General features: G+C 66.4%; 15 protein-coding genes and 1 riboswitch. Of the genes, 4 read left to right on the forward strand and 11 right to left on the reverse strand.

The genetic code is table 11. From position 1 onward, the window contains the following. On the forward strand, window positions 1-296 hold a 296-nt coding region (locus LDO54_RS31045; protein WP_224015282.1), incomplete at its 5' end, for a hypothetical protein. A gap of 184 nt (window positions 297-480) precedes the next feature. Next, window positions 481-1,710, forward strand: coding sequence for an outer membrane protein assembly factor BamC (gene bamC, locus LDO54_RS31050; protein ID WP_224015284.1), 1,230 nt, complete (start codon window positions 481-483; stop codon window positions 1,708-1,710). Window positions 1,711-1,840: 130 nt separating this feature from the next. Here bamC and LDO54_RS31055 read toward each other — a convergent pair whose 3' ends face one another. The 5 genes from LDO54_RS31055 to LDO54_RS31075 form a co-directional block, all read right to left on the reverse strand. After that, window positions 1,841-3,442, reverse strand: a complete 1,602-nt coding sequence (locus LDO54_RS31055) for an L-lactate permease (protein ID WP_224015286.1) — start codon at window positions 3,440-3,442, stop codon at window positions 1,841-1,843. A 275-nt stretch (window positions 3,443-3,717) separates the two neighbouring features. Then, a complete protein-coding gene (locus LDO54_RS31060; protein WP_224015288.1) occupies window positions 3,718-4,176 on the reverse strand; it encodes a hypothetical protein in 459 nt (152 codons plus the stop codon). 270 nt (window positions 4,177-4,446) lie between these two features. Next, the gene (locus tag LDO54_RS31065) at window positions 4,447-4,668 is read right to left on the reverse strand and encodes a glycine zipper 2TM domain-containing protein (protein ID WP_224015290.1); all 222 of its coding nucleotides are present in this window, start codon (window positions 4,666-4,668) and stop codon (window positions 4,447-4,449) included. 239 nt (window positions 4,669-4,907) lie between these two features. After that, complete coding sequence (gene thiC, locus LDO54_RS31070; RefSeq protein ID WP_224015292.1) at window positions 4,908-6,839, reverse strand: phosphomethylpyrimidine synthase ThiC; 1,932 nt, start codon at window positions 6,837-6,839, stop codon at window positions 4,908-4,910. Between the two features lie 102 nt (window positions 6,840-6,941). Further along, window positions 6,942-7,081, reverse strand: a riboswitch (TPP riboswitch). A 209-nt stretch (window positions 7,082-7,290) separates the two neighbouring features. Further along, window positions 7,291-7,698: a GreA/GreB family elongation factor gene (locus LDO54_RS31075; RefSeq protein ID WP_224015294.1), complete on the reverse strand. Its 408-nt coding sequence runs from the start codon at window positions 7,696-7,698 to the stop codon at window positions 7,291-7,293. A 733-nt stretch (window positions 7,699-8,431) separates the two neighbouring features. On the opposite strand from LDO54_RS31075, the gene LDO54_RS31080 reads away from it, so the two are divergent. After that, window positions 8,432-9,355 (forward strand): EamA family transporter, encoded by a 924-nt coding sequence (locus LDO54_RS31080; protein ID WP_224015369.1) that lies wholly within the window; start codon window positions 8,432-8,434, stop codon window positions 9,353-9,355. Between the two features lie 153 nt (window positions 9,356-9,508). Here LDO54_RS31080 and LDO54_RS31085 read toward each other — a convergent pair whose 3' ends face one another. Next, window positions 9,509-9,646: an entericidin A/B family lipoprotein gene (locus LDO54_RS31085; RefSeq protein ID WP_074984383.1), complete on the reverse strand. Its 138-nt coding sequence runs from the start codon at window positions 9,644-9,646 to the stop codon at window positions 9,509-9,511. Window positions 9,647-9,942: 296 nt separating this feature from the next. On the opposite strand from LDO54_RS31085, the gene LDO54_RS31090 reads away from it, so the two are divergent. Beyond that, window positions 9,943-10,485, forward strand: coding sequence for a ferritin-like domain-containing protein (locus LDO54_RS31090; RefSeq protein WP_224015296.1), 543 nt, complete (start codon window positions 9,943-9,945; stop codon window positions 10,483-10,485). Between the two features lie 35 nt (window positions 10,486-10,520). Here LDO54_RS31090 and LDO54_RS31095 read toward each other — a convergent pair whose 3' ends face one another. From LDO54_RS31095 to LDO54_RS31115, 5 genes are all read right to left on the reverse strand, one after another. After that, window positions 10,521-11,732 carry an MFS transporter gene (locus tag LDO54_RS31095; protein ID WP_224015298.1) on the reverse strand — a complete coding sequence of 404 codons (1,212 nt, stop codon included), beginning with the start codon at window positions 11,730-11,732 and terminating at the stop codon, window positions 10,521-10,523. A 130-nt stretch (window positions 11,733-11,862) separates the two neighbouring features. Continuing rightward, window positions 11,863-12,696, reverse strand: a complete 834-nt coding sequence (locus LDO54_RS31100) for a phosphodiesterase (protein WP_224015300.1) — start codon at window positions 12,694-12,696, stop codon at window positions 11,863-11,865. 21 nt (window positions 12,697-12,717) lie between these two features. After that, window positions 12,718-13,758 (reverse strand): ABC transporter ATP-binding protein, encoded by a 1,041-nt coding sequence (locus LDO54_RS31105; protein ID WP_224015302.1) that lies wholly within the window; start codon window positions 13,756-13,758, stop codon window positions 12,718-12,720. Next, the gene (locus LDO54_RS31110; RefSeq protein ID WP_224015304.1) at window positions 13,755-14,660 is read right to left on the reverse strand and encodes an ABC transporter permease; all 906 of its coding nucleotides are present in this window, start codon (window positions 14,658-14,660) and stop codon (window positions 13,755-13,757) included. Before LDO54_RS31110 ends, LDO54_RS31105 begins: the two co-directional genes overlap by 4 nt. Before the next feature lie 65 nt (window positions 14,661-14,725). Further along, complete coding sequence (locus LDO54_RS31115; protein WP_224015306.1) at window positions 14,726-15,550, reverse strand: ABC transporter permease; 825 nt, start codon at window positions 15,548-15,550, stop codon at window positions 14,726-14,728. Window positions 15,551-15,567 lie beyond the last annotated feature (17 nt).

The raw sequence follows: 15,567 nt of genomic DNA on the forward strand, positions 1-15,567 counted from the left end.
GCGGCGCGCGCCGCGCCGGGCAGAGCGGCAACGCACGCGACGACGCAGGCGGCGGCCGCGGCGCGACCCGCCTGGTTGAGGCTGCAAATTGTCATGATTCTCTCCGTTTGACTCTTTTTCGAGATGTTTTTCTTATTTTTGGGAAAAGTAGCACCGAGCCGTTCCGGGCAAGCCTGCCGCGCAGGCGACACCGCAGCGCGCAAACTCGAATCAATCTCGATAGGCGCCGCAGGCGATTGATTCGTAAGGAAAAGTCGACCGAATTGCGCGGATCGGCAAGCCTTACCGAATGTTGAGAAACGTTAATTTGATCGCACGAATGGCTCGCGCAGCCCGCGCGGACGGGCCGTGGCACGCGCAGAAAGCTTGTCGCGCGGCGTAGCCGCCTCCGGCTTTTTGCACAGCACGGCGACTCGCCGGTAAAATGTTTGGTTGATCCACGAAACCGGACGTGGCCTAAGCCGAAGGGATTACCCGAACATGAGTGATTTTCATCAACGTCTTGCCGCACGCGCCTTTGCGCTCCTGATGGCGGGCGGGTTGGTCGCCGGCTGCAGTTCGCCGTCGCCGAACAAGATCGATTACCGCAGCGACGCCAAGGCGAAGCAGGCGTCGCTGGCTGTACCGCCGAATCTGCTGGACGAAACGTCCGACCAGCGTTCGGTGCCGCCGCAGGGCGGCGAGGCCTCGCTGTCCACGCTCAAGCAGGTCCAGAGCGATGCGCCCGCGGCCGACCAGCAGACCCAGGTGCTGCCGCAGGTGCCGGGCATGCACATCCAGCGCGACGGTACGGAAAGCTGGCTCGTCATCGACAGCCGCACGCCCGCCGACGTCTGGGCCCAGGTGCGCCGCTTCTGGCAGGAACAGGGCTTCCTGCTGGTGGTCGACCAGCGCGACAAGGGCGTGATGGAAACGGACTGGAACGAAACCCATCCGAAGATCAACGACGGCCTGATCCGCAACACGCTGTCGTGGGCCACGGGCAACTCGTATGTCACGGCCGAGCGCAACAAGTACCGCACGCGTCTCGAAACGTCGCCCACCGGCGGCACCTACGTGTTCATCAGCCAGAAGGGCTTGAGCGAGCAGCTGTCGGGTACCAACAACGAGACCAGCAAGTGGGTGCCGAAGCCCAACGATCCGGCGCTCGAGCAGGAATACCTGAAGCGCCTGATGATGACGCTCGCCAACGCGAAGCCGGGCGTGCCCGACGCGCAGGTCGCGAAGGACGTCGACGCCAAGGCCAACGCCAAGGACGCGAAGTCGAAGGCGCCGGACGCGGCAGCGGCCGCCATCGCCGCGCAGAACGTGGCAGCGGTGGGCCAGAGCCAGCCGGGCAAGTCGTCGGCGAACACGTCGGGTCAGTACACGTCGACCGAGCTTACGCTCGGCGAGCCGTATGACCGCGCGTGGCTGCGTGTGGGCATCGCGCTCGACCGCGCCAACTTCACCGTGGACGACCGCGACCGCGCGAAGGGCATGTACTACGTGCGTTACGTCGATCCGCAGGATATGACGTCGGCGGAACAGGGCTTCTGGAACCAGATCTTCCATGGCCGCAAGGAAAAGATCGCCAAGCAGTACAAGGTGAACGTGCGCGCCGTGACCGAGAACCAGACCCGCATCGCCGTGGTCGACGACAACGGTCAGATCGACTCGTCGCGCCCGGCGCGCGAGATCATGGGCCTGATGGTCGAAGAACTGCACTAAGCCGCACGAAGGCGGATATTCGCCGCCTTCTGCTCACTGCCTTCGCCCGACGCGAATGCATTAAAAAAGCCCGCCTGCATCCAGCAGGCGGGCTTTTTCTTTGCTCCGCGATATCACGCAGAGGGCGCGCTCAATGCGGCGGAATCATCCACGTGAAGACGTTCTGCTGGAGCCACACGAGCAGGCCGAGCAGCACCGTCATCAGGATCGAATGCTTGAAGGTGCGCGCGAACACGTGGCCTTCCTTGCCCTTGAGTTCGGTGGTCGCGACGCCCGTCGCGATGTTTTGCGGCGAGATCATCTTGCCCATCACGCCGCCCGACGAGTTGGTCGCCGCCATCAGCACGGGATTGAGGTTGAGCTGCTGCGCGGCCACCACCTGCAGATTGCCGAACAGCGCGTTGCCCGACGTGTCGCTGCCCGAGAGGAACACGGCGACCCAGCCGAGGAACGCGGACACGAGCGGAAAGAACGCGCCCACTGACGCCACGCCCAGGCCGAGCGTGTAGGTGAGGCCCGAGTAGTTCATCAGAAACGCGAGCCCGACGATGGTCGCCACCGTGAGAATGGCGATGCGCGTCTGCACCCAGGTATCGACGATCGCGCCGCCGAAGTCCGCGGGCTTCAGGCGCACGACGAAGGCCGTGATGATCGCCGCGACCAGAATGGCGGTGCCCGTGGCGAGCGGCTGGAAGTCCCAGATCGCGCCGTACGGCGTCTTGTAGAGCGTGATGAAGACCGCCTTGTCGAGGCCCGGCCACGGCACCTTCACGTCGCCGATCGCGAACACCTTGGCGACGGTCCAGAGGATCACCACGACGGCCACGATGATCCACGGATACCAGCCCTGCGCGCCCGAGATGTCGCCGCGCACTTCCTTCGCGCGGTCGACCTTGATCTCGAAGGCAGGGTCGGGCGCGGGCTTCCAGACGCGCAGAAACACGATGGTGAGGATCAGCGAGACGAGCGAGGACAGCACGTCGGTCAGGCTGTAGTTGATGAAGTTGGCCGTGATGAACTGCGTGATCGCAAAGCTGCCGCCCGAGACCAGCAGCACCGGCCAGATGCGCAGCATGCCGCCCACACCCGCGTAGATGGCGATCACATAGAACGGCAGCAGCAGCGCGAAGAACGGCAGCTGGCGGCCGACCATCTGGCCGAGCACGTCGGCGGGCAGGTGCGTGACCGCGCCGAGCACCGTGATCGGCACGCCGAGCGCGCCGAACGCCACCGGCGCGGTGTTGAAGATCAGCGTGAAGGTGAGCGCTTCGAGCGTCGGGAAGCCGAGCATGATCAGCAGCGAACTCGTGATCGCGATCGGTGTGCCGAAGCCCGAAATGCCTTCGAACAGCGCGCCGAACGAGAAGCCCACCACCACGAGCACGATGCGCCGGTCGTTCGGCAGATTGTCGAGCAGCCACATGCGGAAGGCCGCGAAGCGCCCCGAGCGCAGCGCGATGTTGTAGAGCAGGATCGCCGTGACGACGATCCACATGACCGGCCACAGCGCGAACACCACGCCGTTGAGCACCGCGCTGACCGCCAGATTGACCGGGAACTGCCAGCCCGCGATGGCCACGATCAGCCCGACCACGAGGCCCGCGAGCGAAGCCTGCCACGCGGGGCGGCGCGCCCAGCCGAGCAGGACGAGCACCACGGCGATCGGCAGGACAGCCACGATGAACGACAGGAACAGCGAGTTGCCGATGGGTGTCAACAGCTGATGAAACATGACGTCTCCTTTGTGCTGGTTCGTATCGGCGCATCGATGCGCGGGCGCAAAGGTGGGCCGGGCGTGGCGTCGGCGGGGCGGGCGGCGCGCGGGCGTCGTCGCGGGTATCGTCGCGGAGGCGGGCGAATTTAGTAAGGCAGTGCTTCAATCCCCGATGCCCATAAGCAGGATAGAAAATGGGCGCGGAGCGTCAAGGAGGGAAAGTACGGTCGTGCGCGGGCGGGGCGGCGCGGGCCGGGCGGTGATGCCGGTCGGTGACGGGCGTTGCTGAGCGATCAGCGATGCCGGTGCCCGCTGCCGCCGCTCCAGTAGCCGAAGCCGAACGAGATCGCTGGCGCGCCCCAGCCCCAGGCGGGATACGGGTAGTACGCGGGATAGGCCGGGTAGGCAGGGTAATACGCCGGCCAGACCGGCCACACGGGCGCGGTGGCCGTGAGCGAACCCGGATACTGCGCGTCGGGAATCGCGGCGGGCGCGGGGTTGGGCGGCGCGGCGTAGGCTGCTTGAGCCGCATGTGTCGCTTGTGGCGATTGCGCGGTGGGATAGGGCGAGGTTTCCTGCTGCGTCCCTGCGGCGGGTACCGCGCCGTAGTAGTAAGGCGAGTACGGCGCATAGCCATACGGCGCGTAGTAATAGCAGCCCGACAGCGCGAGCAGCGCGGCGGCCGCACATGCCGCAGCGGCGGCGCGGCACAACGAAGACGAGTTCGAGGCGGATGCGGACGTGCGTGGCATGGCGGACTCCGTGCCGGTGCGGATCGCGGCGTAGTCGATTGAGCTTACTCGCGTTGTCCGCGTGGCGTATTGCACGCGCGTCACCGATTATTTCGGGCGATTGCTTCCACGATTGAATCCGCAATTGCCCCCGCGCATCACATCGCCCAAAACCAGCGCGGCGCATGCCCCGATGGGAACATGCGCCGCGCATCCTCTCTGAAACCGGCACTGCCGGCGTTTTGCCTGTCGATGGTGTTTTTGTTGTGGGCGTCCGCGGATTACACGCGCTTACTTGCCGACCTGATTGCCGATAATGCCGCCGACCGCCGCGCCGCCCACCGTCGACAGCGCGCTGCCACCGATCACGGCGCCCGCCGCGCCGCCGACACCCGCGCCGATGGCGGTGTCGCGATCGCGTCGGGACATGTTGTCGCAAGCGCTGAGGCTGCCGATCACGGCGACCAGCGCGGCGGCCGTGAGCAGGGTGCGGGTATGGGCGAACGTGTTCATTTTTCGACTCCCTGAGATCGCTGAGATCAGCTATGCGATGCCGATCTCGCCGCACATCCCAGGCCCGATCCGCACCTCCAGTACACCCATCCTAGCCACGCGCCGCGTATCAGGGTGTGTGCGCTTGTCAGCGAGTTGTCGGAGTCGTTAGAAAATGTATCGATGCGCCGCACGACGGTTGTGACGATCAATCGTCATCGTGCGGCGCAGCGAAGCAACGAACGTCGCTTCGATGGGGCTTACTGACGCTGATAAATCTCCGCGCCTTGCTTCACGAACTCGACGGCCTTCACTTCCATGCCTTTTTTCAGGGCCTCGTCGTCGCTCATGCCTTGCTTGGCCGCGAAGTCGCGCACGTCCTGCGTGATCTTCATCGAGCAGAAATGCGGGCCGCACATCGAGCAGAAATGCGCGACCTTCGCCGAGTCCTTCGGCAGCGTTTCGTCGTGGAATTCACGCGCCTTGTCCGGGTCGAGACCGAGATTGAACTGGTCTTCCCAACGGAACTCGAAACGCGCCTTCGAGAGCGCGTTGTCGCGCACCTGCGCGCCCGGATGACCCTTCGCGAGATCGGCCGCGTGCGCCGCGAGCTTGTACGTGATGATGCCTTCCTTCACGTCGTCCTTGTTCGGCAGGCCGAGGTGCTCCTTCGGCGTGACGTAGCAGAGCATCGCCGTGCCGAACCAGCCGATCATCGCCGCGCCGATGCCCGAGGTGATGTGGTCGTAGCCCGGCGCGATGTCGGTGGTCAGCGGCCCGAGCGTGTAGAAGGGCGCTTCCTTGCACCAGTCGAGCTGGAGATCCATGTTCTCCTTGATGAGCTGCATCGGCACGTGGCCGGGGCCTTCGATCATCACCTGCACGTCGTGCTTCCACGCGATCTGCGTGAGTTCGCCGAGCGTCTTCAGTTCGCCGAGCTGCGCTTCGTCGTTGGCGTCGTAGATCGAGCCCGGACGCAGGCCGTCGCCGAGCGAGAAGCTCACGTCGTATTCCTTCATGATTTCGCAGATCTCTTCGAAATGCTCATAAATGAAGGATTCCTTATGGTGTGCGAGGCACCACTTGGCCATGATCGAGCCGCCGCGCGAGACGATGCCCGTCATGCGGTTGGCCGTGAGCGGCACGTATTGCAGACGCACGCCCGCGTGAATCGTGAAGTAATCGACGCCCTGTTCGGCCTGCTCGATCAGCGTGTCGCGGAACATTTCCCACGTGAGGTCTTCGGCCTTGCCGTTGACCTTTTCGAGCGCCTGATAGATCGGCACCGTGCCGATCGGCACCGGCGAATTGCGGATGATCCACTCGCGCGTTTCGTGAATGTGCTTGCCCGTCGACAGATCCATGACCGTGTCGCCGCCCCAGCGAATCGCCCACGTCATTTTGTCGACTTCCTCGCCGATCGACGACGTGACCGCCGAATTGCCGATGTTCGCGTTGATCTTCACGAGGAAGTTGCGGCCGATGATCATCGGTTCGCTTTCCGGGTGGTTGATGTTCGCGGGGATGATCGCGCGGCCGCGTGCGATCTCGTCGCGCACGAATTCGGGCGTGATCTCCTTGAGCGCGTCGGCGCCGAATGCGGCTGCACCGAACGCCTGGCCCGGATGCTGGCGGCCCATCATCGCCGCGAGCTTCGCGCCGTTCGGGCCGCTCGACTTCAGGCTTTCGAGGTACTCGGCGCGGCGCTGGTTTTCGCGGATCGCGATGTACTCCATCTCGGGCGTGATGATGCCCTGACGCGCGTAGTGCATCTGCGTGACGTTCTTGCCGGCCTTGGCGCGGCGCGGCGTGCGGTGCAGGCCCGGGAAACGCAGTTCGGCCGTGGCCGGATCGGCGGCGCGCTCGCGGCCGAAGTCGGAGGAGAGGCCCGGCAGCGATTCGGTGTCGCCGCGCTTTTCGATCCATGCCTGGCGCAGCGCGGGCAGACCCGCGCGGATGTCGATCTTCGCTTCGGGATCGGTGTACGGACCCGAGGTGTCGTAGACATAGACCGGCGGATTCTTCTCGCCGCCGAAGCCCGTGGGCGTATCGGCCTGCGTGATCTCACGCATCGGCACGCGGATATCGGGCTGCGAGCCGGTGACGTAGATCTTGCGGGAATTGGGCAGCGGCGCGATCGCGGCTTCGTCGACGTGCGCGGTAGCGGAAATGAACTTGGGATTCGCGTTCATGCGTCTCTCTCTCCATGAAGCAGTGGGGGAACAACGGCTTAGCAGGAGACGAGACGGAACGTGGACGGACTTCGCTTTGATGGATGAAGCAAGGCGATGGTGCTGCGAAGTCCGGACGCTTCCCTGCGCTGGCATTATCCAGATCAGGTTCAAAGGGTATTTCTCACCCGCGAAATACGCAGCTCGACTCTTCGTATGAAGGATTCGAAGCGGCGCATGACGCAGGACCCCCGCGTAAGCAGGCCAAACGATACACCGCGCTGCGACGATCTGGCAAGTGCGAATTCGCACGCGATGCGCTAAGCGCGGCGGGTTTCGCGCGCGCGCTCATATAGCGATGCGCGCGCATTTCGCGTCGCGCGCAGTGGTGAAAAAGCAGCGAAAAAACGGTAAAAGGAACGACGGGAAGAGAGCGACGCGCCAGCGATGGACGGCAAAAATCCGTGCGCGATTACAGCGAAAAATTGTCGGCGGCTTCGGGCTGAAACAGGATGCGATCGATCTTGAGCGTTTCGACGGCGCCGCTCGGCGGCGTGAAGCGCACGGTGTCGCCGCGCTTCGCGCCGAGCAGCGCGAGACCGGCGGGCGAGAACACGTTCAGCCGTCCGGCTTCGACATTCGCGCCCGCCGGATAGACGACCGTGAACGTCACCGGCTCGCCCGTGCGTTCGCTCACGAGCGTGACCTGCGAGTTCATGGTGACGACGTTCGAGGCGACCTTGTGCGGGTCGACGATCTCGGCGCGTTCGAGCAGTTCGTCGAGCATCGCCTGGCGCGCGGGCGCGGCGCCCGGTTCGGCGGCGCATTTTTCGAGGCGGGCGAGATCGAGTTCGGTCAGGTAACGGATTTTCTTGGACATGGCGGTTCTCCCGGCGATCCGGAAAAGTGAAAGGATGAAGTCGAGGATCGTTCGGCCCGGAGCCTGGCCGAACGGCTCCAGAAGCGGAGGGGAGTTCAGCGCGGGCGCCGGGCGGTGGCGTGCGGGGCGCGGATGCCGGTGGGTTGACGCAGACGTCGTCGGGCCGATGGGCGGGCTTGCGCCGCATTGGCCTGCGCCGCCCGAACACGCGCGACCGCACCGCCCGCAGGGCGCGACGGCGGGCAGGCGGCGAGGATCGAGGGCGGCTGGCGCATCGGTTTCGACGAACAGAGAAAAGTGGATGAAAGTAAATCGAAAGGATTCATCATCCTAGCACGGTCTCAGAAAAGCGGGGCGAGGGCGGCCGGACCGATGCCGTTTTTCGCGCGGATACTCACACCGTTGCGCGCACGCAGCGCCCCCGCGCATAAAGCCGACGCGCGTCGTCCGCAATGAAGCACCTTGTTGCATAATGCGTGGCGCCCGTTCGAGCTTTCAATCGTGTTTCGGGCGCGTTCAGCTTCGCCCTCATCGGCACGCTCTCTCGCACTCTCGCTCCGTTCGCCGCCTCCATCATGCCGTCGCGCTTTGCTCGTCCCGTCCCACGTTCGGCGGGATGCCCGTGCTTCGTCCTTCCCCCCTTCAGCGCCGCCACGGAGCATTGACGATGATGCCCCGTTTGCCTTCCGGCCAGACTGCTTTGTCGCTCGCGCAAGGGCTCCTTCAGGCGTTGATGCGGGCCGGCGCCTGGTGCTGGCGCAGCGCGCGTGCCATGCGTCTGCCGCAGACGCGCAGCGGCCGCGTCGCGCTCTCGCTGGCCGTCGTCTACTTCGTCTGGGGTTCGACTTACCTCGGCGTGCATGTTGCGCTCGGCTCGTTTCCGCCGCTGCTGCTGTCGGGCCTGCGCAACCTGCTGGCGGGCATCGGCCTGTTCGTGTTCGCGATGCGGCGGCGTCCCGTCATGCCGACGCTCGCGCAGGTGCGCAACGCAGGCGTCGTCGGCACGCTGCTGGTCGGGCTGTCGAGCGGCATGCTGGCGTACGGCATGCGCACGGTCGGCACCGGCACGGCGGCTGTGATGGTCGCCACCGTTCCCTTGTTCGCCACGCTGATCGCCGCCGCAGCCGGACGGCGCGTCGCGAAAGGCGAGTGGGCGGCGGTCGCGCTCGGGCTCGTCGGCATCGCCATCCTGAGTCACGGCGGCGCCGCAAGCGGCACGGCGGGCGGCTCGCTCGCGATTCTCGGCGGCGCGTTGTTCTGGGCGGTCGGCGCGCATCTGGCGGGACGGCTCGAATTGCCGTCCGACCTGTTTATCGCCACGGCCTTGCAGATCGGCCTCGGCGGCGCGATTTCGACGCTGGTCGCGTGGATCACCGGCGAGCGCATGGGCACGCTGCATTTCCTGCCGTTCGTCGCCTTCGTCTATCTGATGCTGATCGGCACGATGGCCGCGTATGTCGCCTATGGCTATCTGATTCGCCAGACGAGCCCGCTCGTCGCGAGTAGCTGCATGTATGTGAATCCGGTGGTGGCGGTCGCGTTGGGCGCGGTGATGCTCGGCGAGCCGATCACCACGGGCACGATCGTCGCGACCGTGCTGATTCTTGGCAGCGTCGGGCTCTCGTTCATCTTCGACGACCGTCGCCGAACGAACTGAATCGGCCTGAATCGAAGCGGTTCAATCGGCGACGTAGATTGATCGTTCGGATTGCCAGGTTTTCGAATTTCTTCCGAAATCGGCCATAAAAAAGGATGAAAAACGGCGCGTGGTGAACGGAACCCGCAGCCGTTTTTCATCGCGGTCCGCCGCTTACTTCGCCTGCTCCGCGGTGTTCGAAATGGCGTGACCACCGGAAGAAATATCCTGGCCAGCGCCCGCCACGGTGTTGCAGGCGGCCAGTGCCGCAGCCGACGCGGCAACGAGAAGCAAGGCAATCAGGCGTTTCATGAGGGATTCCTCCACGATTAAGGGAATCCTCCTTCAGCACGCGGCGTGCCTGACGCCGTTTCTCCTCATCCCATCTTCATGCCGAGCCCTTGTTTCAAGGGCTTTTCTCGCATTTCGCGGCGACGCGCGCACGCGCTCGGGTCCGCTGCTTGCGCAATGCCTATCGCCGCATCAGTAACCCGTCAGTAACCCATGTCGAGAAGTTTGGGCAATTTGGGGGACACCAGCGAGGAGGGCGCGCAGAGTCACCGCGCACGAATGCTCGTCAGCCTGCCAACCGTTCGAAGGAGAGTCAGATGTCGAAGTCACACGCTTCGTTTGAGATCGATCTGAAACGCGTGCGCGAGGATGCGCGGCGCAATCTGGAGCAAGGCCCGGTCACGCCGGGCTACGGCGCGGACCGCGAAACCGTGCTCAAGCTCCTCAACGATTCGCTCGCCACCGAGCTTGTCTGCGTGCTGCGTTACAAGCGGCACTACTTCATGGCGAAGGGGATCGAATCGGAGTCGGTGGCGGCCGAGTTTCTCGAACACGCCACTCAGGAGGAACAGCACGCGGACATGCTGGCCGCGCGCATCGTGCAGCTCGGCGGCGCGCCGGATTTTTCGCCTTCGCACCTCGTCGAGCACTCGCATTCCGAGTACAAGGAGGGCAAGGATCTGCACGACATGATCCGCGAGAATCTGATCGCCGAGCGTATTGCGATCGAGAGTTATCGCGCGATCATTCATTACCTCGGCGACAGCGACACCACCACGCGGCGCATCTTCGAGGAGATTCTCGCCGTCGAGGAGGAACATGCCGACGACATGACCGATCTGCTCGATGCGGGCAAGTAGGCGCGTCGCCCGCCGGGGTCGTCAGGCAATGATCGTCAGGAAGTCTGCGCGCTCGCGTTCACGCGCGGGCGCGTGGCGTAATGCACCCACGCGGCCAGTGCGGTGAAGCCGAGGCCCGCCACGCACACGCCGATCCAGCCGAACGCATGCCACGTCGCCGCGCCCACGGCCGATCCCGTCGCGCCGCCGATGAAATAGCAGACCATGAACACGGTGTTCACGCGGCTGCGCGCCTCGGGCCGCAGCGCGTAGATGCGCGATTGGTTCGAGATCTGCGCGGCCTGCACGCCGACGTCGAGCACCACGACGCCGATCACGAGCCCGATCAGGCTCTTGCCCGAGAACGCGAAGATCACGAACGCGAGCGCCATCAAGCCGATCGACATCGTGATGACCGCGCGCGGCCCGCGCTTGTCCGCCGAGCGTCCGGCCCACGGCGCGGCCAGCGCGCCCGCGGCACCGACGATGCCGAACAGCCCCGCGACCTGCGGACCGAGATGGAACGGCTCGCCCGCGAGCAGCAGCGTGAGCACGGGCCAGAACAGGCTGAACGCGGCGAACAGGCAGGCGCCCGTCGCCGAGGCTTCGCGCAGCCCGCGCAATTCCACCGCGAGATGCCACATCGAACCGAGCAGCTTGCCGTAGCTGAGCGTCGAAGTCGGCTGACTTTTCGGCAGCTTCTTGACGATGACCACGGCGAGGCAGAGCAGCACCACGATCGACGCGCCGAACACCGAGCGCCAGCCGAAGTACTGTCCGACGAAACCGGCGGCGGTCCGCGCGAGCAGAATGCCGATCAGAAGGCCGCTCATGACGGTGCCGACCGCGTGGCCGCGTCCTTCGGGCGGCGCGAGTTCGGCGGCGAACGGCACGGCTTGCTGCGCGATCGTCGAGAGCACGCCCATGGCCAGGCTCGCGCCGATCAGCACGGGCAGCGTGGGCGCGGTCGTCGCGACGAGCAGCGCGCAGCAGAGCAGACCGGTCTGCATGAGGATGATGCGGCGGCGGTCGAAGCGGTCGCCGAGCGGCGCGAGCAGCAGCATGCCGGCGGCGTAGCCGAGCTGCGTCGCGGCGGGCACCGCGCCGATCCATGCCGCGCCGCCCGGGAAGGCTTGGCGGAAGTCGTCGAGCAGCGGCTGGTTGTAATAGATGTTCGCGACCGAAATGCCCGCGATGGTCGCGAGCAGAAGCAGGAGGCCGCGCAGCGACCGGCTTTCGCCGGCGGATGCGGATTCGGGTGTGGACATGGGCGCTGGGGCGGCCGTTCGCGGCGGAAGGGCCCGATACGTAAAGGGCAGACCGGCGCGGGGCCGGGCGTGCCGATCATACCGGAGCGCCGGGGTTTCTGCTGGCGCGGGTCCGGCGCGCTGACGGGGATCAGACGATCAGCGCGCCCGACGGCTCGTGGAACGGATACGGGCCGTCCGAGGCCTCGACATAGGCGTGATGCGTGACGATGCCGCGCGCGGCGTCGTAGCGGTGCAGCGCGAACGCGGGCGGTTCGAGCGTGAACGAGGAGGGCGCGTCGGGCGCGAGATCGAGCGTGACCTGATGCGCGGGCGCGGGCACCGCGCTCGCGATGGTGCCGCCGAAGCGCACGAACATCGGCCGGTGGACGTGGCCGCAGAGCACGCGCTCCACGTTCGGATGCTGCGCGATCAGCGCTTCGAGCGCGCGGGCCGCGGGTTCGTCGAGGCGGATCGCGTCCATGTGCGCGATGCCGCAATCGAACGGCGGATGATGGAGCGCGACGATCACCGGCCGGCCGCGCGCGGCGTCGAGCTGCTGTGCGAGCCAGCCGAGGCGCGCTTCGCAGAGCGTGCCGCCGCTGCGGCCCGGCTGCATCGAATCGAGCGCGATCACGCGCAGCGGACCGAGATCGACGGCGTATTGCACGAAATCGCCGGGTTGCTGCGCGTGCAGTTCGGTGCGATCGGCGAATACCTCGCGCAAGCCCTCACGGCCATCGTGATTGCCGATCAGCAGCCAGTACGGAATCTCCAGCGTGTCGAGCAGCGTTTTCAGGTGCCGATACTCGTCGGCGCTCCCGCAATCGACGAGATCGCCGGTGATGAGCACCGCGTCGGGACGCGGCGCGAGCGCGTTGAGTCGCGCAATGGTGCGCGCGAGCTGCGCGGCGGTATCGACGCGCCGGTAGGCGAGCGCGCCCGGCGGCTTGATGTGCAGATCGCTGATCTGGGCGAGCAGCATGGATGACCTCGGTTGTAAAAGTTACGCGAGCGCGATCAGCGCGTCGGGCGCGATGGCGATGCCGACAGGCGTGCCGCGCGCGAGTTCGATGCGGCCCGCCACGTCGATGAACAGCGCATCGGGCGCGGCGCCGCCGATCGTCAGGCGCGTGCGTTCGCCGAGAAACGTCGACTGCTCGATCGTGCCGCGCAGCGCGGCGGCAGCGGGATCGGCGAGCGTGGCGTCCTCGGGGCGGAAAAAGAGTTCGTTCGCGCCGTTCCGGGCGTTGCCCGGCGCGTGCACCGCGCCGCCCGTGGTGCGCAGCATGCCGTCGCGCCACTCGCCCGCGAGGCGATTGAGCGTGCCGATGAACTGCGCGACCGCGCGGCTCGCCGGGCGGTAGTAGATGTCGCGCGGCGTGCCGATCTGCTCGATGCGGCCGTGGCTCATCACGACGATGCGGTCGCCCAGCTCCATCGCCTCGGCCTGGTCGTGCGTGACGTAGACGGTCGTCACGCCGAGATCGCGCAACAGCGTGTTCATCTCGCCGCGCAAAGTGTCGCGCAGGCGCGCGTCGAGCGCGGTCAGCGGTTCGTCGAGCAGCAGCACGCGCGGGCGCGGCGCGAGTGCGCGAGCGAGCGCGACGCGCTGGCGCTGGCCGCCGGAAAGCTGCGAGATGGGTTTGTCGGCGTGCGCTTCGAGACGCATCATCGCGAGCAGTTCGTCGACGCGTTCGCGCGCGGCCGCGCCGCTCACGCGCTGAATCTTCAGACCGTAGCCGATGTTGCCGCGCACGTTGAGATTCGGGAACAGCGCGTAGTTCTGGAACACCATGCCGACCTTGCGGCGCTCGATGGGCAGGGCGGTGACGTCGTCGTCGCCGAATGCCACGCGGCCGCCCGCGTCGGGCGTTTCCAGTCCGGCGATCAGGCGCAGCGTCGTGGTCTTGCCGCAGCCCGACGGGCCGAGCAGCACGAGCGTCTCGCCCGCGCCGATGCTCAGGTCGAGCGGCTCCAGCACGCGCGTGCCGCGAAAGGTTTTCGCGCAGTGCGTGAGCGTGATGGGAATCGAGTCGAGTTTCATTCGGCATCCTCACTATGCGTGGATGGTGCGGCGGTCGCACGCTTTGTATTACCGCCGTTCGTGTCCACGCCGAGCCACTGCATCGCCACCAGCAGCGGCATCGTCATGATGAAAAACAGGATCGTGTAGGCGCTGCCCACTTCGATGCGCAGCGAGGCGTAGGTATCGGCGAGACCGACGGGCAGTGTCTTGGTGTCGGGCGTGTGCAGCATCCACGTGAGATTGAATTCGCCGATCGAGAGCGTGAGCACCGCGAGCGCGCCCGCGACGATGCCGGGCCGCGCGTTCGGCAGCACGATCGTGACGAAGCGCTGCACGAAGGTCGCGCCGAGGCTCGCCGCGCCTTCTTCGAGCGTGCGCAGATCGCTGGACGCGCACACGGCCGCCACGGGCCGCACCATGAAGGGCAGCGTGAACACCACGTGGCCGACCACGATGAAGGCCGCGCTCATGCGGAACGCGGAAAAGCCGCTGTAGACCACCAGCAGCGCGAGCGCCGAAGCGAGGCCGGGCAGCGCGACGGGCATCACGAGCAGTTCCTCGATCACGCGCGAGAGGCGCGTGCGGCTGCGCGCGAGCGCGTAGCCGGCAGGCACGCCCGCGACGAGCGTGACGGCGAGCGTGGCGGCCGCGACTTCGAGCGAGAGGAATACCGAGTCGTGATACTGCGTCCAGACCTGATCGAGCCAGCGCAACGTGAGGCCGCTCGCCACGCCGCGAAAATAGTTGACGGTGAGGCCCGCGAGGATCGACATCACGACGGGCACCACGAGGAACGCGCAGGTGGCGAGCGTGACGGCCCATTGCGCGGCGGCGAGCCACGCGCGCGCGCCGGGCCACGCGAGGCGTTTGCGCCGCGTGGCGGGCGGCAAGGAGGAAGCGGGCGTGGCGATCGCGTTCATGCGTCGTTCGATGCGTCTTTCGGATGGTGTCGATGACGTGCTGAGGGCGGCTCGATGCAAACGGCTCATGCGGTCGCCGCCACCGAGGCGCCCGTGAGGCTGCGCGCGAGCGTCAGCACGGCCCACGTCACGGCGCCGAGCACGATCGACAGACCCGCCGCCGTCACCATGTTCGCGTTGAGCGTGAACTCGGTGTAGATCGTCATCGGCAGCACGTCGATGTCGGTGGCGAGCGTGAACGCGGTGCCGAAGGCGCCCATCGCCGTCGCGAAGCACACCGCGCCGGCTGCGATCAGGCCTGGCGCGAGCGCGGGCAGGATCACGTCGCGCATCACGCGCCACGGCGACGCGCCGAGCGAACGCGCGGCCTCTTCGAGCGAGGCGTCGAGCTGGCCCGCGACCGCCATCACCGTGACGATCACGCGCGGAATCGAGAAGTAGAGATAGCCTGCGAAGAGGCCCGCCATCGAATAGGCGAACACCCAGCGCTCGCCCGTGAAGCGCAGCGCGAGTGCGCCGATCAGGCCCTGGCGGCCCGCGAGCATGATCACCATGAAGCCGACCACCACGCCCGGAAACGCGAGCGGAAACGTCAGCAGCGCGACCAGCGCGCGGCGTCCCGCGAAACGTCGGCGCGCGAGCAGCAGGCCGCAGATCGTCGAGATCGCGAGTGTCGCCGCCGTGACCGCCGCGGAGAGCAGCACGGTCGAGAGCAGCGCGCTCATGTAGCGGCCGTTGCTCAGCAGCGCGGCGTAGGTGGCGAACAGATGGCCGTCGGCGCTGACCTGGACGAGCGCGACCATCGGCAGCAGCCAGAACGCGAGAAAGATCGCGAGCGCGGGCGCGACGAGCGCCACGCGCCAGCGCAGGGGAAACGTGAGATCGTGCATGACAGGGCGAATGGGGA

This window comes from Paraburkholderia tropica, assembly GCF_914484835.1.
GTDB lineage: Bacteria > Pseudomonadota > Gammaproteobacteria > Burkholderiales > Burkholderiaceae > Paraburkholderia > Paraburkholderia tropica_A.